General features: G+C 68.7%; 21 protein-coding genes. 14 read left to right on the top strand and 7 right to left on the bottom strand.

What is annotated here, in order from left to right; all coding sequences use genetic code 11:
• Window positions 1-111: 111 nt before the first annotated feature.
• From AB0H88_RS14080 to AB0H88_RS14030, 11 genes are all read left to right on the top strand, one after another.
• A complete protein-coding gene (locus AB0H88_RS14080) occupies window positions 112-684 on the top strand; it encodes a cation transporter (RefSeq protein ID WP_357644176.1) in 573 nt (190 codons plus the stop codon).
• A gap of 134 nt (window positions 685-818) precedes the next feature.
• Window positions 819-2594 (top strand): substrate-binding domain-containing protein, encoded by a 1776-nt coding sequence (locus tag AB0H88_RS14075; protein ID WP_357644174.1) that lies wholly within the window; start codon window positions 819-821, stop codon window positions 2592-2594.
• 140 nt (window positions 2595-2734) lie between these two features.
• Complete coding sequence (locus tag AB0H88_RS14070) at window positions 2735-4339, top strand: sigma-70 family RNA polymerase sigma factor (RefSeq protein WP_357644172.1); 1605 nt, start codon at window positions 2735-2737, stop codon at window positions 4337-4339.
• A gap of 367 nt (window positions 4340-4706) precedes the next feature.
• Window positions 4707-5075: a hypothetical protein gene (locus AB0H88_RS14065; RefSeq protein ID WP_357644170.1), complete on the top strand. Its 369-nt coding sequence runs from the start codon at window positions 4707-4709 to the stop codon at window positions 5073-5075.
• Window positions 5072-6199: a GNAT family N-acetyltransferase gene (locus tag AB0H88_RS14060; RefSeq protein ID WP_357644168.1), complete on the top strand. Its 1128-nt coding sequence runs from the start codon at window positions 5072-5074 to the stop codon at window positions 6197-6199. Before AB0H88_RS14065 ends, AB0H88_RS14060 begins: the two co-directional genes overlap by 4 nt.
• Before the next feature lie 149 nt (window positions 6200-6348).
• A complete protein-coding gene (locus tag AB0H88_RS14055; RefSeq protein ID WP_357644166.1) occupies window positions 6349-7182 on the top strand; it encodes a glycosyltransferase family 2 protein in 834 nt (277 codons plus the stop codon).
• Window positions 7183-7193: 11 nt separating this feature from the next.
• On the top strand, window positions 7194-8132 hold the full coding sequence (locus AB0H88_RS14050; protein WP_357644164.1) for a glycosyltransferase family 2 protein: 939 nt from the start codon (window positions 7194-7196) through the stop codon (window positions 8130-8132).
• Window positions 8132-8935, top strand: a complete 804-nt coding sequence (locus AB0H88_RS14045) for a polysaccharide deacetylase family protein (RefSeq protein WP_357644162.1) — start codon at window positions 8132-8134, stop codon at window positions 8933-8935. Before AB0H88_RS14050 ends, AB0H88_RS14045 begins: the two co-directional genes overlap by 1 nt.
• Entirely contained in the window at window positions 8928-10244 is a 1317-nt protein-coding gene (locus AB0H88_RS14040; protein ID WP_357644160.1) for a hypothetical protein, read from the top strand. The genes AB0H88_RS14045 and AB0H88_RS14040 overlap by 8 nt, the downstream gene beginning before the upstream one ends.
• Window positions 10245-10252: 8 nt before the next feature.
• Window positions 10253-13129 (top strand): hypothetical protein, encoded by a 2877-nt coding sequence (locus AB0H88_RS14035; RefSeq protein ID WP_357644158.1) that lies wholly within the window; start codon window positions 10253-10255, stop codon window positions 13127-13129.
• Between the two features lie 78 nt (window positions 13130-13207).
• Entirely contained in the window at window positions 13208-14389 is a 1182-nt protein-coding gene (locus tag AB0H88_RS14030) for a DUF418 domain-containing protein (protein WP_357644157.1), read from the top strand.
• Here the strand turns inward: AB0H88_RS14030 and AB0H88_RS14025 are convergent.
• Window positions 14368-14823, bottom strand: coding sequence for an Lrp/AsnC family transcriptional regulator (locus tag AB0H88_RS14025; protein ID WP_357644155.1), 456 nt, complete (start codon window positions 14821-14823; stop codon window positions 14368-14370). The two genes, AB0H88_RS14030 and AB0H88_RS14025, sit on opposite strands and share 22 nt — an antisense overlap.
• Window positions 14824-14916: 93 nt before the next feature.
• On the opposite strand from AB0H88_RS14025, the gene AB0H88_RS14020 reads away from it, so the two are divergent.
• From AB0H88_RS14020 to AB0H88_RS14010, 3 genes are all read left to right on the top strand, one after another.
• Window positions 14917-15771, top strand: coding sequence for an LLM class flavin-dependent oxidoreductase (locus AB0H88_RS14020; protein ID WP_357644153.1), 855 nt, complete (start codon window positions 14917-14919; stop codon window positions 15769-15771).
• Between the two features lie 11 nt (window positions 15772-15782).
• Window positions 15783-16208: a nucleoside deaminase gene (locus AB0H88_RS14015; RefSeq protein WP_357644151.1), complete on the top strand. Its 426-nt coding sequence runs from the start codon at window positions 15783-15785 to the stop codon at window positions 16206-16208.
• A 149-nt stretch (window positions 16209-16357) separates the two neighbouring features.
• Window positions 16358-17941, top strand: a complete 1584-nt coding sequence (locus AB0H88_RS14010) for an alpha/beta hydrolase (protein WP_357644149.1) — start codon at window positions 16358-16360, stop codon at window positions 17939-17941.
• A gap of 60 nt (window positions 17942-18001) precedes the next feature.
• Here AB0H88_RS14010 and AB0H88_RS14005 read toward each other — a convergent pair whose 3' ends face one another.
• From AB0H88_RS14005 to AB0H88_RS13980, 6 genes are all read right to left on the bottom strand, one after another.
• A complete protein-coding gene (locus AB0H88_RS14005) occupies window positions 18002-19231 on the bottom strand; it encodes a cytochrome P450 (protein WP_357644147.1) in 1230 nt (409 codons plus the stop codon).
• Entirely contained in the window at window positions 19228-19785 is a 558-nt protein-coding gene (locus AB0H88_RS14000; protein ID WP_225292335.1) for an ATP/GTP-binding protein, read from the bottom strand. The genes AB0H88_RS14005 and AB0H88_RS14000 overlap by 4 nt, the downstream gene beginning before the upstream one ends.
• Window positions 19786-19816: 31 nt before the next feature.
• Complete coding sequence (locus AB0H88_RS13995; protein WP_357644144.1) at window positions 19817-20176, bottom strand: DUF742 domain-containing protein; 360 nt, start codon at window positions 20174-20176, stop codon at window positions 19817-19819.
• On the bottom strand, window positions 20173-20592 hold the full coding sequence (locus AB0H88_RS13990) for a roadblock/LC7 domain-containing protein (RefSeq protein WP_225292333.1): 420 nt from the start codon (window positions 20590-20592) through the stop codon (window positions 20173-20175). Before AB0H88_RS13990 ends, AB0H88_RS13995 begins: the two co-directional genes overlap by 4 nt.
• A gap of 65 nt (window positions 20593-20657) precedes the next feature.
• Window positions 20658-21995 (bottom strand): ATP-binding protein, encoded by a 1338-nt coding sequence (locus tag AB0H88_RS13985; protein WP_357644142.1) that lies wholly within the window; start codon window positions 21993-21995, stop codon window positions 20658-20660.
• A 152-nt stretch (window positions 21996-22147) separates the two neighbouring features.
• Window positions 22148-23371 carry a phosphotransferase gene (locus tag AB0H88_RS13980; RefSeq protein WP_357644140.1) on the bottom strand — a complete coding sequence of 408 codons (1224 nt, stop codon included), beginning with the start codon at window positions 23369-23371 and terminating at the stop codon, window positions 22148-22150.
• Between the last annotated feature and the right edge of the window lie 21 nt (window positions 23372-23392).

Here is a 23392-nt window from a genome sequence, read left to right as displayed (position 1 = left end):
GCTTACTTATCGCTGTCGACGGCCGGAGTCGGGATTCGGAGGTTCAAGGTGCCTGAACAGCGAGTTCACGCTCATCCGGCCGCGTCAGCCGAGTGGTTGCGCGCTGCGCGCGTGGCTCGCTCCCTTTCGGTGTTCACCCTCGTGTGGCTGGCAGTGGAGAGCACGCTCGGCCTGGCCGCGGGCTTGGCGGCGGATTCGGTGGCGCTGATCGGCTGGGGGCTGTCGGCTCTCGTGGAGGCGGCGGCGAGCCTGATCGTGGTGTGGCGGTTCACCGGCTCGCGCACCCTGTCGCCGAGCGCGGAGCGCCGGGCGGGGCGGGCGGTCGCGGTGAGCTTCTGGTTGCTGGCGCCCTATCTGGTCGTCCACGTCGCCCACGATCTCGACGCCGGCCACCGGGCCGTGCCGACCGCGCTCGGCATCGTGGTGACCGCGGTCAGCCTGGCCGGCATGCCGGCGCTGGGGTTGGTCAAGCGGCGGCTCGGCCGGCGGCTCGGGTCCGCCGCGACCTCGGGAGAAGGCACCCAGAACCTCATCTGCGCCGCGACGGCCGCGGGCGTTCTGATGGGGTTGTGGCTGAACACGCTCGGCTGGTGGTGGGTCGACCCGGCGGTGGCGGTGGCTCTGGCGGCGGTCGCGACAAGGGAGGGAACTCGGGCCTGGCGCGGTCACTCATGCTGCCATTGACCGTCACACCAGGTAATCGTCGCACCAAAAGGGCTGTTTTGCCACAGTAAGCGCACCGAGTATCGTTCCGGAAGTATTGCGGAGCATCTCCCGCTAGGGTCTCCGAAAGGTCCCGACACACCGAAGAGGACATCGTGGGGCGACACCGCACAGACGAGCTCGACGGCGGCTACCAGGCTCAGGAACCGACTCCCCGTAAGCGTGGGAACGGTGGTGGCCGCGGCAAGGTGTTCGTCCCGCTCGCCGGGGCGGTCGCACTCGCTGTGCTGCTGGGCGTCGCGGCGTTCGTGATCTTCAACCGCGACCACGACTGCTCGAACGGCAAGTTGCCGCTGCGCGTCGTCGCGAGCCCGGACATCCAGCCCGCGCTGAACAAGATCGCCGGCAACTACAACAAGGCCATGCACTCGATCGACAGCCGCTGCGTCGAGGTGACGGTGGCCAAGGAGTCCGCGGCGCGGACCGCGAACGCGCTGGCCGCCGGCAAGATCAACGCTGATCTGTGGGTGGCCGACTCCAGCCTCGTCGTGTCCAGGCTCCGCGGCCAGGCCGCGGGCGCCGCCCTGCCGGAGTCCGCCGGCTCGGTCGCCAACTCGCCGGTCGTGCTGGTGGCCGCCAAGGCCGCGGCGGCCAAGCTGGCCAGCAGCCTCCAGCCGAGCTGGGCGGGCGTCATCGCGGCGGCGAACGTCGCCAATCCGGACGGACCCGGCAAGAAGGTCCGCGTACTGGCCCTCGACCCGCAGAAGAACTCGGCCGGGATGGCCGCGCTGCTAGCCGCCGCCGGCTCAGCCCAGCAGGCCGGTCAGAGCAAGGCGCTGGTGGGCGCGCTCAAGGAGCTGTCGGGTCAGCTCGTCGCCGACCCGACCGCGCTGCTGGCCAGCCTGACCGTGAAGTCCGGGAGCAAGGTCCCGATCGGCGTCACCTCCGAACAGACCATCTACCTCCACAACACGAAAAAGCCTGACAGCCCGGTGGTGCCGCTCTACCCGGCCGAAGGCACGCTCAGCCTCGACTACCCGCTCGTGATCGTCACCAAGGACGCGGCGGCGCAGAAGGCCGCCGCGGCGTTCAAGCAGGAGCTCGGCACCGAGTCGGCCCACCGGACGCTGCGCGAGCAGGGCTTTCGTACGCCCGACGGCAAGGCCGGCGACGCCCTGTCCAAGGACAAGGGCTTCACCCCGGCCCCGCCCACGCCGCTGCCCGCCCCGGACGACAAGACGGTGGTGAGCATGGCGCAGACCTGGTCCCGGTTGAACCTCGGCACCCGCCTGCTCACCCTGCTCGACGTCTCGGGCACGATGGCGCTGCCCGTCCCCGGTACGAAGCTGACCCGCATGCAGACCATCGGCAAGATCGCCGTCGAGGGGCTCGGACTGTTCCCCGCCGACGCGGAGATCGGGGTTTGGGCGTTCTCCACCCACCTCGACGGGCAGGGCAAGGACTGGCGCGAGGTGGTCTCGGTCGGGCCGCTCAGCGAGAGCGTCAATGGCGTGCTCCGCAAGGACGCCTTGAGCCGGCAGCTGGGGACCGCCCAGGCCAAGGCCACGGGTGACACGGGGTTGAACGACACGCTCAAGGCCGCTTATGCGGAGATGACGAAGTCGTACCAGGAAGACAAGATCAACACGATCGTGATCCTCACCGACGGCGCCGGCAACGACGATCCGGACGGCGGCCTCAACAACAAGCAGATCCTGAACTATCTCAAGAAGACGTATAACCCCAAGCGCCCGGTCAGCATCCTCCTCATCGCCTTCGGCCCGGACGCTCCCAAGGGCAAGCAGCAGATGGACGCGCTCGCGCAGGCGACCGGTGGCGAGGCCTACATCGCCAAGAACGTGCTGCAGGTACGCGACTTCTTCCTCCAGGGCATGCAGCGCCGCCTCTGCGCGCCGCGCTGCGATGGCTGACCCCATTAGTCACATCTGGCACTGTTTTCCCAGCTCATGCCAGTTAGGCATGAGCTGAGCCGCTGTGGTAACCCCGCCCGAACGGGGAGGCGTCCTACCCGCCGTGGAGGCTTTCGCCTTCGACCAGCGGGGGAGGAAACGTGTCTGGATGGCCGACTGTTGACCGCGGTGACGATCAGCAGATCGTCGACGCGCTTCGGACGGGTGCCGTCGAAGGCGCGGCCAAGCTCTATGACGCTTATGCCGAGCGGTTGCACGACTACGCCTGCTCTCTCACCGGGGAGCGCGATGCCGCGGCCGACTCCGTACATGACGCGCTGGTCACCGCGCACGGGTGTGTCTCGCGCTTGAAGGAGACCGGCCGGCTGAGAGCCTGGTTGTACGCGCTGACCAGATTCCAGGCTGTCGCCCGGCTGGCCCACAGGAGCGGCTCGGCCAAGTCCGGCAGCCTGCCGTTGCCGGTCTTCGACGAGCCGGCGGATCCCGAGCTCGCCGCGCTGGTGCACGAGGCGCTCGGGGAGCTGCGCGGGAACGAGCGCGAGGTCCTGGAGCTGTCGCTGCGTCACGGGCTCACTCCGGCCGAGGTCGGGGCGGTGCTCGGGCTGACCTCCCGCCAGGCCGCCGCCCGGCTCGGCCGGGCCCGTGATCATTTGGAGAACGCCGCCGCCGCCGTGATCCTGGCCAGGACCGGACGGGCGCACTGTCCTGACCTGTCGGCGATGCTGGACTCGTGGGAAGGGCCGCTCACCCCGTTGCTGCGGCGGCGGTTGTCGGGACACATCTCAGGGTGCGAGGTGTGTACCGAGGGGCGGCATCGGCAGGTGGCGGCCACCCGGCTGCTCGACATGGTGCCGGTGGCCTATCCCCCCATTTCGCTGCGCCGCAGGGTGGTCGACACCTGCCTCGACCCGGAGCGGGACCAGACCCGGACGCTGATCACCGACCGGGGCGACAGCTTCGACCGTACGGGATTTCCGGTGGCGGTCGAGCGGCGCTCGCGCCGCCGCCGGCCGCGCCGCCTCGGGCCCGTGCTGCTGGCCGGCGCGGCGGTGCTCGCGGCGACCGGCGCCATGGTCGCGATCAACGGTGGGGACCCCGCCAAGACCGCGCTGCACGTAGCCCCCGCCCCCTCGGCCTCCCTCTCCCCTGACGACAGCTCTCCTGACGACAGCTCTCCTGACGACGCCTCTCCTGACGACCTGACCGGCACCACGCCGGAGCCCGCGCCGGAGGACGACACCACGCCCACGCCTGATCCGTCCCCCACGTCGTCCCGTAGCGGTGTGCCGAGCACCAGGCCCGCCACCACCAAGCCCGCGGCCGCCCCGACGGCCACCCGACGGCAGACCGTGCGCGGCGCCCGGTTCGCCACCTCCTGTCCGGACGGTGTCGAGGGCGCGGCGAAGATCGGGCTGAGCGCGCGCAACGCCACTGTCGCCTGGCGCGCGACCGCGTCGGCGGGGCTGGAGGTGTACCCCGCGAGCGGGTCGATCAAGGCGGGCGGCTCGATGGCGATCTGGGTCACGGTCGACGACCCCACCAGCGGTGGCAGCGGGTCGGTGTCCTTCAGCTCCAACGGCGGCGGCGCCAAATGCTCGCTGTCGTGGCACGGTGGCACGCAGCAGACCCCGGAGCCGCCCACGGACCAGCCGACGAGCGGTCCCGAGCCGAGCGAGACGCCCAGCGGGCCGACACAGAGCACATCCGTGGACAACTTCCAGGTGGACCCGCCCCACGACTCCTGACGTGTGACATGGTTACCCTGGATGACATTCCGCCTGATAAGGCGAGAAATTCTGACCCCCGGTCGTCAAATGGACCTCCCCCACGCCAGTGGCCTCTGAGCCCGGAGTACACTTACGTGACAAGTGGGGATAAAACGGGCCATTGCTCGAAGATCTTGCCGCAAGTAGGGCATCCTTGTGGTTTGGGGACCGCAACGGAGGCCGGAGTCTGACCGTGTGTTCAAAAACACACGAAGAATATCTGCCTGCCGGTAAACCGGAGCGCGTCGCCAAGCGTCGGCATTGACGTGTCCACGGGTGCATTGGTCCCATGAAATGCGATCAATCGCGCCTTTACCCAGCTAGGCCCCAGGAGAGAAGACAGTAGATGCTCAAGCACCGCAGAGCGCTGACGTGGCTCCTCGCGCTCGCCTGCATCGCGGGAGCGGTGATCGCGCTGTTCGACATCCAGACACCGCTGCGCCCGCTCCTCATCTCTCTGTTCCTTCTGGTGGTGCCAGGAGCCGCAGTCGTAGGACTGTTGCGTGATCGTGACCCGCTTGCCGCACTATCAGTAGGAGCTGCGGCAAGTCTCGTGCTTAACGTGCTCCTCGCCCAAGCCATGCTGCAGTTCAACGCATGGTCGCCTCGGGCCGGTGTGGCAACGGTCGCCGTGCTCGGAGGCTTCATGTACGTGCTTCGCGTGTTGTACCGGGGGAAGAACATGCAGACCGAACAGGGGGCCAGGGCAAGGTGAACATCACAGTAGTTCGCCCCGGAGATCTCGGAGAGCCCGAGCGGGCCCGGTGGCGCGCGCTCCAGAAGGCGGACCCGAGCCTGGACAATCCATTCCTCTCCGTCGAGTTCGCCTTGGCCATGGACCGCCTGCGGGATCGGGTGCGGGTCGCGGTCATCCAGGACGAGAGCGGCATCGCCGGCTTCTTCCCCTACGAGCGCCACAGCTTCGGCATCGGCAAGCCGCTCGGCGGCTTCCTCACCACGTGCCATGGCCTGATCTCCGAGCCGAACCTGAAGTTAGAGGCTCGCGCGCTGCTGAGGGCCTGCAAGCTCAGCGTCTTCGACTTCGACCACCTGGTCGCGGGGCAGCCGACGTTCGCGCCTTACGAGAGCGACGTGCGCCCGGCGCCGGTCATGGACTTCACCCAGGGCTTCGACGCCTGGCTCCAGCAGGTGAAGACCAACTCCCCCAAGAACCTGAAGACCGTGCGCTACAAGGAGCGCAAGTTCGGCAGGGAGCACGGTGGGCTGCGCTTCGAATGGGCTTCGGCCGATCCGGAGGAGCTGCGCACCCTGCTCGCGTGGAAGTCCGACCAGTACAGACGGACGGGCCGGGTCGACCGGTTCGCCCAGCCCTGGATCGTCGAGCTGATCGACCTGATGTTCGCCGAGAAGTCGGCTGACTTCTCGGGCGTCCTTACCATGCTGTACGCGGGAGACGTGCCAGTCGCCGGCCATTTCGGACTGCGCACGGCCACCACGCTCGTCGGGTGGTTCCCCGCTTACGACACCGAGTTCGCCCGGTACTCACCGGGCATCGTGCACCATCTGCAAATGGCAGAGGCCGCCGCCGCGGCCGGGCTGCACATGGTGGACATGGGTAAGGGCGGCAAGGAATACAAGGACTGGCTCAAGAGCGGGGAGCTGTATGTCGCCGAGGGCCGGGTCTCCAGACCCTCCGCGTCGGCGGCGGTGCACTGGATGGGCAGAACTCCTTTCAACAAAGCCCGAACAATTGTCATGGACCGGCCGTCTCTCTATAGGGCAGCCGACAGAGTCCTGAAGGGTTTCGGTCGGGTGCGCAGCTCCTTGCACCAGGAGTCATCCAACGCAGTCGTCAAGGAACCAACGGGAGCGCGCTAGCGCTCCCACCCCGTAACGCCAGCAAGCCCCGCGCAACCCTCGCTCCCACTGGACCCTTCATGCACCGTTCGCAGCACCGCCATTCCTCCTGCACCCAGGAGTGGCTGCGTCCGGCCAGTGTGCTGGGTCTCGGAAGGAATTCCCTCACCATGAGTCCCGACATCACCAAGCACAACGGCAAAGTGCAGATCGCGCCCCTGCGATCGATGCCACCTATTGAGCGGTTCACACCGGTTACACCTCACCTGGCCATCTCTCCCACGGTGAGCGTCGTGGTTCCGGCCATGAACGAGGCGGACAACCTGCCCCATGTCTTCGCCACGCTGCCCCAGTGGATCGACGAGATCATCCTGGTCGACGGCAACTCCGTCGACGACACCGTGGCGGTGGCCAGACGCCTGCGGCCCAACCTGAAGGTGGTCACCCAGACCGGCAAGGGCAAGGGCGACGCCTTGGCCGCCGGCTTCGCCGCTGCCAGCGGCGACATCATCGTGATGATCGACGCCGACGGCTCCACCGACGGCCACGAGATCATCACGTTCGTCGGTGCGCTGGTGACCGGCGCCGACTTCGTCAAGGGCTCCCGCTACGCCGCCGGTGGCGGCAGCGACGACCTGACTTTCGGCCGCAGGTTGGGCAACAAGGTCCTCACCGGCATAGTCAATCTGATGTACGGCACGCAGTACACCGACTTGTGCTACGGCTACAACGCCTTCTGGGCCCGCCACCTCGAGGTGCTCGACCTCGATTGCGACGGTTTCGAGGTGGAGACGCTGCTGAACGTCCGCGCCGCCAAGGCCGGACTGAAGGTGCACGAGGTGCCGAGCCATGAGCACAACCGGATCCACGGCGAGAGCAACCTGCGCGTCGTGCGTGACGGCATGCGTGTGCTGAAGACGATCCTGCGAGAGTGGCGCCGCCAGCCCGCACCTCCGCTGCCCAAGCCAGCCACTGCTCCGGCCGCGGACCGGGGTGTCGCGTAAGAAGGTCCGTTGTGAAGACGTCTGTTGTCATCTGCGTATACACCGACGAGCGGTGGGAGGACATCAGGCAAGCCGTCGAGTCGGTCGAGAATCAGCGGCGCCGGCCCTACGAGCTGATCCTGGTCGTGGACTACAACCCGGACCTGCACCTGAAGCTCAAGCGTGCTTACCCACAGGCCATTGTGGTGGAGAACACGCACGAGAAGGGGCTGTCCGGCGGCAAGAACACCGGCGTGGCCACGGCCACCGGTGACATCGTCGCGTACCTCGACGACGACGCGGTCGCCGACCCCGGCTGGCTGGAGGCTTTGGAGGAGGGCTTCCAGGAACCGGGTGTCGTCGGCGTGGGCGGTCGTACCGAGCCACTGTGGGCGTCCCAGCGCCGGCCGCGCTGGTTCCCCTACGAGTTCGACTGGACGGTCGGCTGCTCCTACCGCGGCATGCCCGCGGTCAGGTCGCCGATCCGCAACGTGATGGGCGGCAACGCCGCCTTCCTGCGCGAGGTCGTCTCCGAGGTGGGCGGCTTCCACAGCGGCATCGGGCGCAGCGTGCAGGGCCGCAAGAGCCGGCCGCTGGGCTGCGAGGAGACCGAGTTCTGCATCAGGCTGAGCCAGCGCAAGCCCGGCTCGGTCATGCTGTTCGAGCCGCGCGCGCTGATCGGGCACAAGGTGTCGCGGCAGCGCGAGCGGTTCGCCTACTTCAGATCCAGGTGTTACGCGGAGGGACTGTCCAAGGCCCTGGTCACGCAGGAGGTGGGCACCCAGGACGGGCTGGCCAGCGAGCGGGCGCACGCGCTGAAGACGCTGCCGCTCGGCGCGCTGCGGGGCGTCGGGGAGGCGTTCCGGGGCGACGTCGGCGGGCTCGGCCGGGCCGCCGCGATCGTGGTCGGCCTGGCCTGGACCACCTGGGGTTACCTGATCGGCTCGGCACGACTGAAGGCAGTGCGCTGATGATCCGCGTACCGATATTGATGTACCACTCTGTGGCCGACGATCCGAACGAGGAGACACTTCCTCACTCGGTACGGCCGTCGGACCTGGACGAGCAGCTCGCCTACCTGTCGGAGAGCGGGTTCACCCCGCTCACGCTGGGCGATCTGGTGGCCTCACTGAACAAGAACAACGGCAGGTGCATGCCGGACAAACCCATCGTCCTGACCTTCGACGACGGCTACGCCGACTTCCACAGCCGCGCGCTGCCGCTGCTCGACCGCTACAAGTTCCCGGCCACGGTCTTCCTGACCAGTGGCTGGGTGGCGGACGCCGGCGACGACGCCGCCGGCCGGCCGCTGGACGACATGCTGACCTGGGGCCAGGCCCGCGAAACCGCCCAGGCCGGCATGGAGATCGGTGGCCACAGCCACAGCCACCCGCAGCTCGACCAGCTCCACATCGACGAGCTGCGCCAGGAACTGCGCAAGAACAAGGGCCTGCTGGAGGAGAAGATCGGCGCACCGGTCGCGACCATGGCCTACCCCTATGGCTACTCCAGCGCCCGCGTGCGCCGCGAGGTACGCAAGGCCGGCTACTTCGCCGCCTGCGCGGTGAACAACTCGATCGCCGCCGACCGTCACGACATGCTGGCCATCCCCCGGCTGACCGTGGCGCGGCACACGTCCATCAGCATGTTCAAGCGCGCCGTCGAGGGCACCGGCGTGCCTCTGATCTACCTGAAGGAGCGGGTCCTCACCAAGGGCTACGCGATCGTCAGACGCACGAAGTACGGCCTGCAGCGGGTGCGTGGAAATGTCTAGCCTCTGGGGGAGGGTGCTGCACGATCTTCGTAGCCCTCTGTTCCGCAACGGCTACGCGCTGATGGCCAACACGGCGATCACCGCGACGCTCGGCATGGGCTACTGGCTGCTGGCCGCCCACTTCTACACGCCCGAGGAGTTCGGCCGCGGCCAGGCGATGATCACCGCGATGCGGCTGTTCGCGTCGCTGACCGCACTGGGCCTGGTGGGCGCGCTTTCCCGCTTCCTCCCGCTGGCGGGCCGCCGCATCCCCGAGCTCATCCTGCGGGGGTACGGCCTGGCGGCGGCGACCGGCGGCGTGGCGGCGCTCGGCTTCCTGCTGACCCTGCCGCTGTGGGGGCGGACCTACTCGGTGCTCGGCGCGTTCGGGCCCGGCCTGTTCTTCCTCGGCTCGGTGCTGGTCTGGTCGGTGTTCACGTTGCAGGACGTGGTGCTGACCGGACTGCGCAAGGCCACCTGGGTGCCGCTCAACAACCTGGTCTTCGGCCTGGCCAAGATGGGGTTGCTGGTCGCGATGGCCGGCGCGCTGCCCGACGGCGGCATCTTCACCTCCTGGATGGTGCCGACGGCGCTCGCGCTGATCCCGGTCAACTGGCTGATCTTCGGCGTCGTCGTACCCCGGCACATGAAGCGGACCGAGACCGTCCAGCAGCCGCCGCGGCTGCGCGAGATCGGCAGGTTCCTGGCCGGCGACTTCCCCGGCACGCTGTCCATCCTCGCCATCGTCTATCTCGTGCCCACCGTCGTCGCGACCCGGGTGGGCGAGGCCACGTTCGGGCGCTTCTCGATGGCGCACACGCTGGCCAGCATGATCGAGCTGCTGGCCATGAACATGGCCGTGTCGCTGACCGTCGAGGGCTCCTTCGACCGGTCGCAGCTGGCCGCGAACTGCCGCCGGGCGCTGCAGCGAGCCTTCATGATCATCGTGCCGATCATCGTCGTGGTGATCGCGGGCGCACCCCTCATCCTGAGCATCTTCGGGGAAGGCTTCGCGGCGGAGGGTACGACGCTGCTGCGGCTCATGGCGCTGGCCGTGCTGCCCCGAGTACTGATCGAGGTCTATCTGAGCGTGCTGCGGGCACAGAGTGACGCGCGGCGGCTGGCCATCGTGCAGATCGGGCTCGCGGTGCTCGTTCTCGTGTCGATCCTGGCGCTCTTCCCGTTCGCCGGAGTCAACGCCGTTGGGTACGGCTTGTTGCTCAGCGAGACTTTGATGGCACTTTTGATCTTCAAATCTCTTCGCAAAATACTCATTCTTGGCGATACACGGCGGACTCCCGTCACTCAGGGGTCGTCCGGGGCCGCATGATGGTCAACGTGAGGCAACGCGACGGCGATGGCATGACAACGGGGATCACGGGCTCCTCCGAGCACGTGGGCGACTCCACGGACGGCACCGAGGCAGAGGGGGAAACAGGCGTGCCCTTCGATCCGGACGCCACGGGCGTCATCCCCCGACTGCCGGTCCGGGAGGGCCCGGCCGCCCCCTCGCCGGACGTCACCGCGCCGGACGTCACCGACGCTTACGACGACGGTGACGGTGACGACGAGGCGGAGACGGGCACCCTGCCCGCCATCCGCCTGCCCGCCACCCTCCACATCGGCACGCCGCCACAAGCCCCCGAGAAGACCCAGGACACAGAGGGCACCAAGGCCCCGGCGGAGCCCAAAAACCCGACGGAGCCCGACCCGGAGAAACCCAAGGACCCGGAGGAGCCCAAGGCCCCGAAGGAGCCGAAGGGCACCAAGGAACCGAAGGGCACCAAGGAACCGAAGGGGACCAAGGGTCCGGGCACGGACGAGGCGGCGTCCGCCGCGGACGACGACGCCGCCGGGACCGTGCCGACAAAGGTGGCGGACGCCCCGGTCGCGAGCCTGGCCGTGGAAGCACCCCCGGCTCCGGCTCCCGCGAAAGCGCCCGTCGAGCCCCCCATCGAGACCCCCGCCACAACCCCCACCAAGACCCCGGCCAAAGCACCCGCCGCCGCCAAGCCCGCCGCTACCGAACCCGCCCCCGCCAAGGCCGCCCCCGCCAAGGCGACGGGCCTGGGCGAGCGGATGCGGCGGCTGGGGCGCAGCGCGCCCATGTGGCTGCCCGCGCTGCTCACGGTCGAGGGCCTGATCATGTACGTCCTCGCCCTGCGCGTCGCCCCGGGCCCGCTGCGCGGCGTGAACCCGGCCGACATCAACGGTCTCGGCCTGATCGCCGCCCTCCCGGCCAGCGCGTTCGCCGCGATCCTGATCATGCTGGTGTCGTTCTTCGTCACCGTCGCCCAGAGCACGGACCGTAAGTTCCTCCTGCTGTTCCAGATCGCCGTCATCACCTTCGCCCTGCACGGCGCCGGTTCGCTGGTGGCCAGCGAGCCCAGGTTCCCCACGGCGTACATCCACGCGGGCTTCGTCGACTTCATCGGCCGCACCGGTGAGACCGCGATCAGCATCGACGCCCGTATGGGCTGGCCGGGCTACTTCGCGCTGTTCGCGTTCGTGACGAAGGCCGCCGGCATCAGCGACATGACCACGATCCTCCAGTGGACACCGCTGCTGACCAACCTGCTCTACCTGCTGCCGTTCGTGCTGATCCTGCGCCAGGTGGTGGCCACCACGCGGGCGCGCTGGTACGCGGCGCTGCTGTTCGTGCTGGTGCAGTGGATCGGGCAGGACTACTTCTCGCCGCAGGGCTTTACCTTCGCGCTCTATCTGGCCTTCGTCGCGATCCTGTTGCGCTGGTTCGGGCGGGTGGAGCCGCGCACCAAGCCGATCGCGCCGAAGGGGCTGCGCAAGCTGCTCGGCCGCCTCGACGCGATGACGCCGGGCGAGATCGCCAACACCGGCACGTTCCGGGCCGACCGGCTGCTGATGCTGTTGATGCTGCTCGCGCTGTTCTTCGCGGCGACGGCCTCGCACCAGATCACGCCGTTCATGATGCTCGGCGTGGTGACGGCCTTCCTCATCTTCAAGCGGACCAAGCTGACCTGGGCGCTGCCGTTCTTCCTCGGCCTGGCCGTGCTGGCCTGGATCAGCTACGAGACCGTGGGCTTCTGGGCGGGCCAGATCGACGCGATCTTCGGCGGCCTGGGCCGGATCCTGACGAACCTGCAGCGCAACACCGGCGACCGCATCGCGGGCAGCGACCCGGCGCACGCGATGGTGCTGCAGGCGCGGCTGGGCATCCTGGTCGTGATCCTCGCCCTGGCGGCGACCGGCCTGCTCAGGCGGCTGCGGCGCGGGGTGGTCGACCGGGCGGCGCTGATCCTGCTCTGTGTGCCGGTGCTGGCGCTGGGGCTGCAGAGCTACGGCGGCGAGATCGGGCTGCGCATCTACATGTTCGCGCTGCCCGGCGCCTGCCTGCTGGCCGCGTACGCGTTCTTCCCGAACCTGCCGGCCGACAGCGCGGACGTGCGCGAAGAGACCGTGCCCATGCGCAAGCGGAATGTCCGCTTCAACCCCGAGCTGACCAGGAAGCTGTCGGTCGTGCTCGCGGCCTGCTTCGCGGTGGTGTTCGCGGGGGCGTTCCTGATCGCCCGCTACGGCAACGAGAAGTTCGAGCGGGTGACGACCGGCGAGGTCGCCGCGATGCACTACATCTACGCGCACGACAAGCCGAGCGCCAAGGTCATCTACCTGACGGCCAAGGAGGGCCCCGAGGTCACGCCGACGCTGCCGTGGGGCGAGAAGGACATCGAGCTGGTCAACTTCGACCGCCAGGCGCTCGTCTACCCGGATCCGACGAACATCGCCAAGGCGGTCGCGAAACTCAAGGAGAGCCCGCGCAACACCTATCTCGCCGTCAGCACCGGCCAGGTCGCCTACCTGCAGCTCAATGAGGGCTTCCCGGCAGACTGGGGCCCCAGGTTCAGGGCCGCGCTGGACGCCTCGCCGGACATCAAGCGGGTCTACTCCAACAACGACGCCGCCCTGTACACCTGGAAGAAGTTCGTCAAGGGCACCGAGATCCCGGAGCCCCGGTCGTACATGGGACCCGGCGACCCCACCTCGCCCTGGACGCCGGTCGGCCTCGCGGCCCTGGCTCTGACCTGGGTGACCCTGTTCGGCTACGAGGTGATCCGGCTCAACGGGCCGAACCGGGCGGTCAAGGCGCGCCGGCGGTTGCTGTGGGTGGCCATACCGGCCTTCGCCGTGGCCGTGGGCGTGATCATCGAGCGATTTATCTATATCGCATCAAATACCTAGATTCACAGGCAACTCTCAGGTTTTGCGGAATGATGTTCGCTGATGAGGACACATCCCGCCATTTCACCTGGGCGATCCATGGCATCACGCATCACCTCGGTCGATGCCCTGCGCGGCTTCTCGCTGCTCGGCATTCTCGTCGTGAACATCGCCTTCCTGGCCTCCGGCTACCGGATGGCCGGAATGGCGGAGCCCGCGTTCATCTCGCCGCTCGACTGGGCGGTGCGGTGGACCGTGACCCTGTTCATGGAGAACAAGTTCTACTTATTGTTCTCCTTCCTGTTCGGCTACAGCTTCACGCTGCAGGTCGACTCGGCCGTACGGCGGGGCAAGGCGTTCGTGCCGATGTTCCTGCGCCGCCTGGCCGGGCTGTTCCTGCTCGGGCTGGCCCATGCGGTGCTTCTGTTCCCGGGTGACATCCTCACCACCTACGCCGCGGTCGGCCTGGCCCTGCTGCTGCTCCGCAAGATCTCGCCCAGGACCGCGGTCATGCTCGCGATCGCCCTGACCTCCATGCTGGCCCTGGGCTTCGTGCTGCTGGCTGTCCTCGCGATGGTGGGTCTGGACACGGCCGGGACGGTCTCGCACGGGGTGACGGAGGCGGTGCACTCCGACGCGGCGCTGCGCGGCTCGGGTATCCAGATCATCGACGAGCACCTGCGCAAGCTCTCCCTCATCGTCGTGCTGCGCGTGCTCTTCCAGGGTCCGGCCGTACTGGCCGCCTGCCTGATCGGCCTGGCGGTCGGCAAGCTGGGCGTGCTGCGCGACGTGTCCGCGCACACGGCCACGCTCCGCAGGCTGCAGTGGCTCGGCTTCACCGTCGGGCTGAGCGGCGCGTTCGTCTACACGCTGTCGGCCTGGCACGGCAGCGTGAACAAGTTCCTCGGCGAGGCCGTGGACCTGGTCACGGCTCCCCTGCTCGCCGCCGCCTACGCGGCGACGTTCCTGCGACTGCTGCCGCACCTGCCGCGCATCGGGCGGGCACTGGCGGCGCCGGGCCGGATGGCGCTGTCCAACTATCTGGGGCAGTCGCTCATCTGCTCGCTGATCTTCACGGGGTACGGCCTGGCGCTCGTGGACCGCGTCAGCCCGCCGGTGGAGGTGGTGATCGCGCTGGTCGTCTTCGTCGGGCAGGTCTTCCTCAGCCATTGGTGGCTGCGTGGGCACCGGTACGGGCCGGTGGAATGGCTGCTGCGCGCCGTGACGTACTGGAGCCGGCCGGGCGGCCGGGGCGCGCATCAGAAGTCGGCGCGTGCCTGAGGCCCCCGATAGGACAGCGTCCGGCTGTAGACCAGGTTGGTGGTGGTGCTGCCGAACTGAGCGAGCTCGTCGACGACCCGTTCGAGATGGGCCATGGAGGCCGCGGCGACCTTCAGCAGGTAGCAGTCATCGCCGGTGGTGCGCAGGCATTCGAGGATCTCGGAGCGCTCACCTAGGAGCCGATGCAGCGGCTCGTGCCTGCTCCCGGGATACTTGAGCCGCACCACGGCGAGCACGGCGTAGCCGACCTTCTCCAGATCGACCTCGGCTCGGTAGCCGGTGATGACGCCGACCGCCTCCAGCCGCTTGACCCGCTCGGTCGTCGCGGAGGGGCTCAGGTTGACCCGCCGCCCAAGCTCAGTGAGCGCGACGCGCCCGTCTCTCTGGAGCTCAGCGATGATCGCCCAGTCCGTTGCGTCAAGGCTCTCGGTCATCGGCCCAAAATACCGGCAATTCCCCGGCCAATCGTCCCGTACGCAGGGGGAGCTCCCTTCCGGCCGACATGAGCGATTGGCTAGCCTGCACGGGTGCGAATAGGCGTGAATGTCCCGAACTTCGGACCAGGCACCAACCCCGACGTGCTGCGCCGCTGGGCGCGCACGGTGGAGGGCCTCGGCTTCGACCTGCTCATGCTCTCTGATCACGTGGCAGTGACACCCGACGTGGCCCAGCAGTATCCGGCGCCGTTCTACGAGCCCTTCACCACGCTGTCCTGGCTGGCGGGCAGCACCGAGCGGATCAGGCTCGGGACCACGGTGCTGATCATGCCGTACCGGCATCCGCTGCTCGTCGCCCGGATGGCCGCCAACCTCAACGACCTCAGCGGCGGGCGGCTGGTCCTCGGCGTGGGCGTGGGGTGGGCGCGGCAGGAGTTCGAGGCGCTCGGCGTGCCGTTCCACCGGCGCGGGGCGCTGACCGACGACTACCTCGACGCGCTGCGCACCGCCTGGGCGGACGGCGAGGACTACCGCGGCGGGCCGGTGCCGATCTGGATCGGCGGCAACAGCGAGGCCGGCCTGCGCCGCGCGGTGCGCCTCGGCGAGACCTGGCACCCGTTGCGCAACACCCTGCCCTGGCTGCGCGAGGCATTCGGCCGCCTCAAATCCCTTGCCGACGAGCAGGGCCGCCCGGTGCCCGCCCAGGCGCCCCGCATCGTCCTCAGGCTCACCACGTCCCCGATCACTGATCCCGACAGGCGCGCCGGTGAGGGCACGATCGAGCAGATCGTGGACGACCTAGAACAGCTACGCCTCCTCGGCGCGGACACCGTCGTCCTCGACCCCTTCGGCGGCGACCCGAAGGAGACGTGTCACCCCGAGGTGGCCTGGCACGCCCTCGCGGCCGTGGCCGCCTCCTGGGATCTCCACACGAACCACTCATGAACGGAGCAGCCATGACACACGACGACGAGCAGTTCCTGCGCAGGGCCATCGGGCTGGCCGCCAAGGCGAGGGAGGCGGGCAACCCGCCCTTCGGGTCGCTTCTGGTGGGGCCGGACGGCACCGTGCTCGCCGAGGACGTCAACACCTCCATCAGCGACGCCGACATCACCGCGCACCCCGAGCTGAAGCTGGCCCGCTGGGCGGCCCGTGAGCTCAGCCCCGAGGCCGCGGCGAGCACCGTCATGTACACCAGTTGCCAGCCCTGCGGCATGTGCACGGGCGCCATCGAGCGGTCGGGGCTCGGGCGGGTGGTGTTCGCGTTGTCCAGCGAGCAACTCGGCGGCCTCAAGCCACCCGCCGGGAACGCCGGGGCGCGACTCGACGGACCGGCTCTGTACGACGAGGCGCGGGTGCCGGTCGAGGGCTACTACGTCTAGCGCTCATATTTCACCAACAAACTCCGTAAAGTCCCGCAAACCGCACTGTCGTCCATCAGGATGATCAAGGGGTACATCGGCGGCATTTACCTGGCTTGCCAGGTAAATGCCGCCGATGTGTCCGCTTGACACATCAGGAAGGAGCGATAGTGAGGTTAAGACTGTTCACGGCGGCACTGGCTGGTGCCGCACTGGTGACCCAGCTCGCCGGAGTGGCATCAGCCCAGTCAGCCACATCGACCGCGATCGACTGGGCGGAATGTGGCACCACATACAAGGGCGAGTGCGCGACCATCAAGGTGCCGATGGACTACGCCAAGCCCCATGGCGCGACGATCGACCTGGCCATCGGCCGGTTGAAGGCTCTCGACCCGGCCAAGCGGCAGGGCGTGTTGTTCGTGCACCCGGGTGGTCCCGGTGGGTCCGGCCTCAACGCCTACATCATGGGCCGCGGCATCCCCGACGACAGCCCGCTGCGCCAGTACTTCGACATCGTCAGCGTGGACCCCCGCGGCGTCGGCCGCAGCACGCCCATCCTGTGCGGTGAGGACGTGGTCAACGAGACCCCGTTCACCTATCCGGCCAATGAGGCGGAGTATCAGAACTGGCTGACCTTCAACGCCAAACTGTCGAAGGACTGCCGCGAGCGCACGGGCCCGCTGTTCGACCATGTCGGCACCACCAACGTGGTGCGCGACGTGGACTCGATCCGCGCGGCGCTCGGCGAGCGCCAAATCAGCTTCTTCGCGATCTCCTACGGCACGCAGGTCGGCCAGCAGTACGCCGAGATGTTCCCGAAGAACCTGCGCGCGATGGCCATCGACTCCAACATGGACCACAGCATCACCTCGGCCTACCAGTACATGAAGACCGCCACCGAGGACCTCGAAGGCTCCTACCTGGCGTTCGCGAAGTGGTGCGGCGAGACGGCGGCCTGCGCGCTGCACGGCCAGGACGCCACGGCGGTCCTGGACGGCCTGCTGGCCAAGGCCAGGGCCGGCACCCTGAAGGACCCGGAGACCGGCGCCGTGATCTCGGACGAGGAGCTCCGGATCGAGGCGTTCGAGCCGATGTACCGGCCGTGGACGGGCTTCTTCCCGCTGGCCGAGCGGCTGAAGGCACTGGCGGCCGGCCAGGCGGCCCAGCAGGCCGCGGACAAGCCGGTGGCGTCGGAGTCGGCGGAGGCGAAGACGACGGCCAGGGCCTCGGCCGAGGCTTCGACGCCGGCCGCCGAGGGCGTCAACTACGCCTACCCGGCCATCTGGTGCTCCGACTGGCAGTGGAACGTCAGCGGCTTCGCCGAACTCGACGCCTACAAGCGCCGCCTCAAGGCCATCGCCCCGCACACCGAGCTCTCCCCGTTCTGGACCGACGTCCTGACCTGCCTCAACTGGCAGGGCAAGACGTCCAACCCGCAGCACCGCCTCAAGATCAGCGGCACCCCGCCGATCCTGGTCGTCAAGGCGAAGGATGACGTGGCCACCCCGGCGGCCTGGAACTACGCCGCCGCACGGCAGATCCCGCGCTCGGTCGTCCTGGAGTACGACGGCGTCGGCCACGGCCAGTTCCGCAACAGCACCTGTGCGCGCGACTACATCGAGAAGTACCTGATCAACCGCACCATGCCCGCGGCGGGCACGCACTGCGCCACGCAGTTCCCGACGGAACCGCCCGTGACGGCGCTGTCCCCGCAGGACTCCCCGCTGTCCATCACGGGCCGCCCGGTCCACTGACGGCGAGCTGAGCGGTGGTGTGTCCTCTGACGTGTCAGGGGACACACCACTTCGGCAGTCCTAGCCGGTTCCTCTGAGGTAGCCGGGCGAGAACTCGACCGGCAGGGTGGTCAGGGCGCGCAGCCGGAAGGACGGCCGCCAGACGAGCTGGTCGGCGGGCACCGACAGCGCCATGTCCGGGAGCCGGTCCAGAAGCACCTCGACAGCCGTGTAGGCGATGACCTCGGCGAGCTCCGGCGCCGGGTGCGGGCAGCCGTGCTCGCCGTGGCCGAAGGACATGTGCGCGTGGTTCCCGGCGGAGCCGCCGTAGGAATCCGGCCGTACCTGCGGGTCGGCGTTCGCGGCGGCGAGGCCGACGACGAGCGCGTCGCCGGCCCGGATGCGCTGCCCGCCCAGCTGGGTGTCATGAACCGCCCAACGGCCCAGGCTGTTCTGGGCGGGCGACTCCTCCCACATGACCTCGTTCAGCGCCTGGCCGGCACTGCGGCGGCCGCCCGACAGGGTCACGGCGAACCGTTCGTCGGTCAGCATCAGCCGCAGGGTGTTGCCGATCCAGTTGGCGGTCGGTTCCTGGCCCCCGCTCATCAGCACGACCAGGTCCTGGACGAGCTCTTCGTCAGTGAGCCCCGCGGGATGAGCCAGCAGGCGTGAGGGCAGGTCCGGGCCGGGGCGCTCGCGCTTGATGTCGAGCAGCCGCTTCATTGTGGCCTGGACTCGCTGATGCGCCTCCACGACGCCCGGGCCGGTGTTCAGCAACTCGGTCACGTCCGCCACCAGGCGTGGCGTCTCGGCGTCGGGCAGGCCGAACAGCGTGGAGATGGACAGCAGCGGCATCGGCTGGGAGTACTGCGCGATCAGGTCGGCCCGGCCGTGGCCGGTGAACGCGTCGATCAGGCCGTCGGCGGCCCTCTCGGTCCGGGATCTCAGCTCGAACTGGTCGACGGCGGCGAGGGCGTCGCTGAGGGCACCGGCCCGCCGCTGATGCTCGGCGCCTTCGGTGAACAGAATGGACGGCTGGTAGCCGACGAACGCCATCAGCGGCCAGTCCGGCGGGATGCGATCCCAGGCGTTCCACCGGCGGGAGTCGCGGGCGAAGAGCTGCGGATTGCTCAGGACATAGCGCAGCTCGCGGTAGCCGACCACCAGCCAGGCGGGTATATCGCCTTCGAGCAGGACCGGGACGACCGGCCCGTGCAACTTGCGCATCTCCCGGTACAGCTGCTCCGGATCCCGCTGGAACTGGGGCCCGTACATCCGGACAGGCTCGGGTGTGTAGTGGACGTCGGTCATCGGGTAACCCCCCGGGCGGAGGACATCGCGTGGAGGTGGTTGACGAGGGCGATCAGCACGGCCTTGCTCGAGTCACGTTGACGGGCGTCACAGTCGATCAGCGGAACCTCTTCGGACAGGTCCAGCGCCTCCCGGATCCGCTCCAGGGGATGCTTCGGCTCGTCGAAGTTGTTGCGCGCGACGATGAACGGCATTCCGTGGTGTTCGAGCCGGTCGATGGCGTACCACGAGTCGGCCAGGCGGCGGGCGTCCACCAGGACGACCGCTCCCAGCGTCCCGGAGAACAGCCGGTCCCACAGGAACCAGAACCGGTCCTGGCCGGGCGCCCCGAACAGGTAGAGCACCATCTGCTCGTTCAGGCTGATGCGGCCGAAGTCGAAGGCCACCGTGGTCGTGGTCTTGGTCTGTACGCCGCTCGCGTCGTCGATCCCCATGCCTGCCTGGGTCATCGTCTCTTCGGTGCTCAGCGGCCGGATCTCGCTGACCGAGCGGACCATGGTCGTCTTGCCCACGCCGAACCCGCCGACGACCACGATCTTGAGACCGGTGGTCATCGTGCTCCGTAGCGGTGTACGGGCCGGTGGGTCAGAGGTTCTGAAGTCCAACAAGCACCTGCTCCAGGATTTCGGGATCGGGCAGTTGCGCCCTGGCCGGAGCCTTGGGCGGATGGCGGGCGGTGATGCGTCCGGTGTCCAGCAGGTCGCACAGCAGGATCCGTACGACGCTGACGGGCAGTCTCAGCTCCGAGGAGATCTCCACGACCGCCATCGGCTGACGGCACATCTGGAGGATCCTGACGTGCTCGGACTGCATGCCGGGGGTGGGGTCGCATTCGCTCACGATCAGCGTGACCACGTCCATGGCACTCTCGTCCGCGCGACTGCGCCCCCCGGTGACCGTGTACAGCCGGTCCGGGTTCTCGCTGGCCACTCGCCGCGAGATCATAGCGATCGGCTGCTCTGCTGAGGTTCGCGCGGCGGAGCGGTCAAGTACTCCCCGATCTGCTCGACCAGTTCGTTCATGTTGTGACCGATGATGCCGGGGTCGGCGTCGTCGCTCGCCACGACGGCGAGATGGGCGCCTTCTCCCGCTTCCACGATGAACAGCAGCCCGCCGTGGAACTCCGTCATCGACTGACGCAGCCCGCCGGAACCGTCGCCGAACTCCATCGACGCCCCGTGGGCCAGGCTCTGGATGCCCGAGGCGATGGCGGCCAGTTGGTCGGCCCGGTCCACCGACAGCCCGTGGGTGTGGGAGAGCTTGAGGCCGTCCTTCGACAGCACCAAGACGTGCCGGGTCTGCGGTGTCCTCTCCAGGAGGTTCTCCAGCAGCCAGGCGAGGTCGCGGTCTGAGGTTCTCATCGAGATTCTGGGACGGTCATCCGGCGTCGCCGGACGAGCAGCCCTCCCTCCAATCTGTAAGTTGGTCACCGGGTGTCGTCTTTCGGGCCTTCTGCCGCTGGGCCCTCTGCTTGCGGGTGCTCCACTCCCTTACCTGCCGCGCCGGCGCCGGCCCCGCGGCTGGCCTGGCGGAAGGCGCTGAATCTCGCTCCGGCCTCGGAGACAGACGGCCTGGGCCGCGCCGGCGCCTGCTCGGGCACGGGGGCCGCGGACGTCGCCGCCGCGAGCGTCTGGCCGCGCCGGCGCCTGGGCAGCTCGCCATCCGCGACGGGGTCGGCCTGCGCGGTGACAGGAGCCGACGGGGCCCGGCGCGCGGCCGGAACGCTCGGCGGACGCGGGGCCTCCACCTGGGGAGCCGGCGCGGGCTGGGTGACCAGTTTCTGCGGGATCATGACCACCACTCCGGTGCCCCCGCGTGAGGAGGGCCTGAAGGAGACGGTCAGACCGTGCTTGCGAGCCAGGCAGCCCACGACCGCCAGGCCCAGGCGCGTACCGGACAGCGTCGTCAGGTCCAGGGGCTCGGACGAGACGGCCTGCCGCGCGCGGGTCAGCGCCACGGCGCTCATGACCAGACCGCAGTCCTCGATGGTGATCACGATGCCCGTGCTCACCTCTTCGACGTACACGTGCACCTCCTCGGACGGAGGCGAGAAGCTGGTGGCGTTGTCCATCAGCTCCGCGAGGGCGTGCATGACGCCCTCGGCGGCATGCCCGGCGATCGCGACGGTGCTGGCCGAGTGCACCCGGACCCGCTGGTAGGCGCTGATCCGGCCCACCGCGCCGCGCATGATGCTCTCCATCACGATCGGCTTGGTCCAGCGCCGCCCGGAACGCGCACCGGTCAGCACGGCGATGCTGTCCGCCAGCCGGCCCGCCTGGGCGGTGCTGTGGTCCAGCCTCAGCAGGTCCCCGAGGACCTTCTCGTCATGCCGGTCCTCCATCTCCCGGAGGTCGGCCAGCATGCTGGTCGCCAGTGCTTGGACCCGGCCGGCGGCGTTGGCGCAGGCCGACATCGCGGCGGCGCGCATCCGGTCACCTCTGCCGACCTCCTGCGCCAGTGTCCACAGGATGCGTTGCTGAGCCAGGTCGGCGGGCCTGGGCACCTCGGCGAGCGCGGTGTCGACCGAGGCCCCCTCACGCAACCTCTTCACCAGCGCGGGCAGCGTGTGGTCGGCCAGTTGGGCGAGGTCCGCCTCTCTCATGGCGAGCCGGTCGCGCAGCAGGCTCGCCTGCTGCCTGCCGTACAGGCCATAGGTGATCGCCGCGCACAGCAGCAGGGCGGCTATGCCCAGGCACCAGGCCACGAGCGTCCGCCCCTCGACCGGCGCCTCGGCCACGGCCCATACGCACGCGACGCCGGCCACTACGGCGACGCCAAGCGGTACGAGCAGGGCCCGACGGTGAACAGGTATATGAGTTGCTGACATCAAGCGGTTCCTCGTCGGAGGTCAGAAACATACGGCCTGGAAGTCTTGATCGGATTGTAGTGGAATCTTCGCTTTACGTGGGCACTTGGTCACCAGTTGCGGCCATTGTTGCCCGTTGTTCTCGCGCCCGCGCTCTTGACGGCGCCGAGTGTGTCCAGGTCAAGGATGGCGTTCGAGGCGCGTTCGAGCATGCCAAGACTGATCGAATCAGGCTGAAACTTCGGCTGGATCGCGCTGCGCCCGATGGACAGCAGCCAGCCGAAGTAGGCCCACAGCATCTGCTGCCGGTAGGCGAGCCACGCGCTCTCGAAGTCCGGCACCGCGCCCCCGGCCGCCGCGAGCCGCTCCAGGTAGAAGACCAGCAGGTCGCGCTCCCAGTCACGCCGGTCCTGTACGGACAGGCCGGTCGCGATGGTGTACGACACGTCGTAGGCCCAGTTGCCGCGCATGACGACCTGCCAGTCGCCGAACCCCAACCGGCCATCGCGGGTCTTGTAGACGTTGCCGATGTGCGAGTCCCCGTGCAGGAGGGTCAACGGGCCCCGCCCCGCCAGCTCCAGCGCGCGGAAGAGCGCCTGGTAGAGGTCCTCATGAAGCGGCACGATGGCGTCGGGCACGACGGCCCTGGCCCGCTGGACGCCGACGAGGCTCCGCTTCTTCAGCCCGGCGAACTTGGCCAGGTTGCCGACGAACGTCTCCGGCGTCTTCCGCAGGAACGCGTGCCGGTCCAGCTCGGCGTCGTCCCAGTAGCGGCCGTGCCAGGTGGCCATGCCGGTGAGCAGGTCCTCCATCTCCGCGCGGGAGATCGGCGTCTGGGGCGTGCAGAAGGTCGCCGCTTTGGTGGCGGTGACGTCCTCCATCAACGCGATGGACCGCCCCGACGCCGGATTGACCGCTCCGTGATAGCCGTGGGGAGCCTCGATGTCCAGGTGTGGACGGATGTGCGGGTAGAAACCGGGCTCACCCGTGAGGACGTCGGCCATGCCCAGCAGGAGGCGCTGGGTCCAGCTCCGGCTCGTCTTGGCGAACAGCTCGGTGGGCAGGCCGGTGCCGGCTTCGTTGTAGGTGACCGTGGCCCGCCAGCGGCTCGACGTACCGCTGCTCACGTCCTGTATGTCGTACGACGCCACCGCCACCCCGGGGTGGCCGGCGCAGAGGGCGGCGGTCAGCCATTCGCTGGTGACTTCCCTGGTCCGTACGGGGACGTGGGCGAGGTGGGTGGCGCGCCGGCGGGTGAGCTCTTCGCGGAGGGCGTGGCCGGTGTAGCGCACGAGTCCCTTCGCCACCACCATCCCGGGGCTGCCGGTATCCAATGATCGATCTCCTTGAGCGTG

It is taken from the genome of Nonomuraea sp. NPDC050680 (assembly GCF_040654555.1).
In the GTDB taxonomy this organism is placed as follows: domain Bacteria; phylum Actinomycetota; class Actinomycetes; order Streptosporangiales; family Streptosporangiaceae; genus Nonomuraea.
Note: the sequence above shows the minus strand (reverse complement) of the source record. Positions and strands in the feature narration are given on the sequence as shown.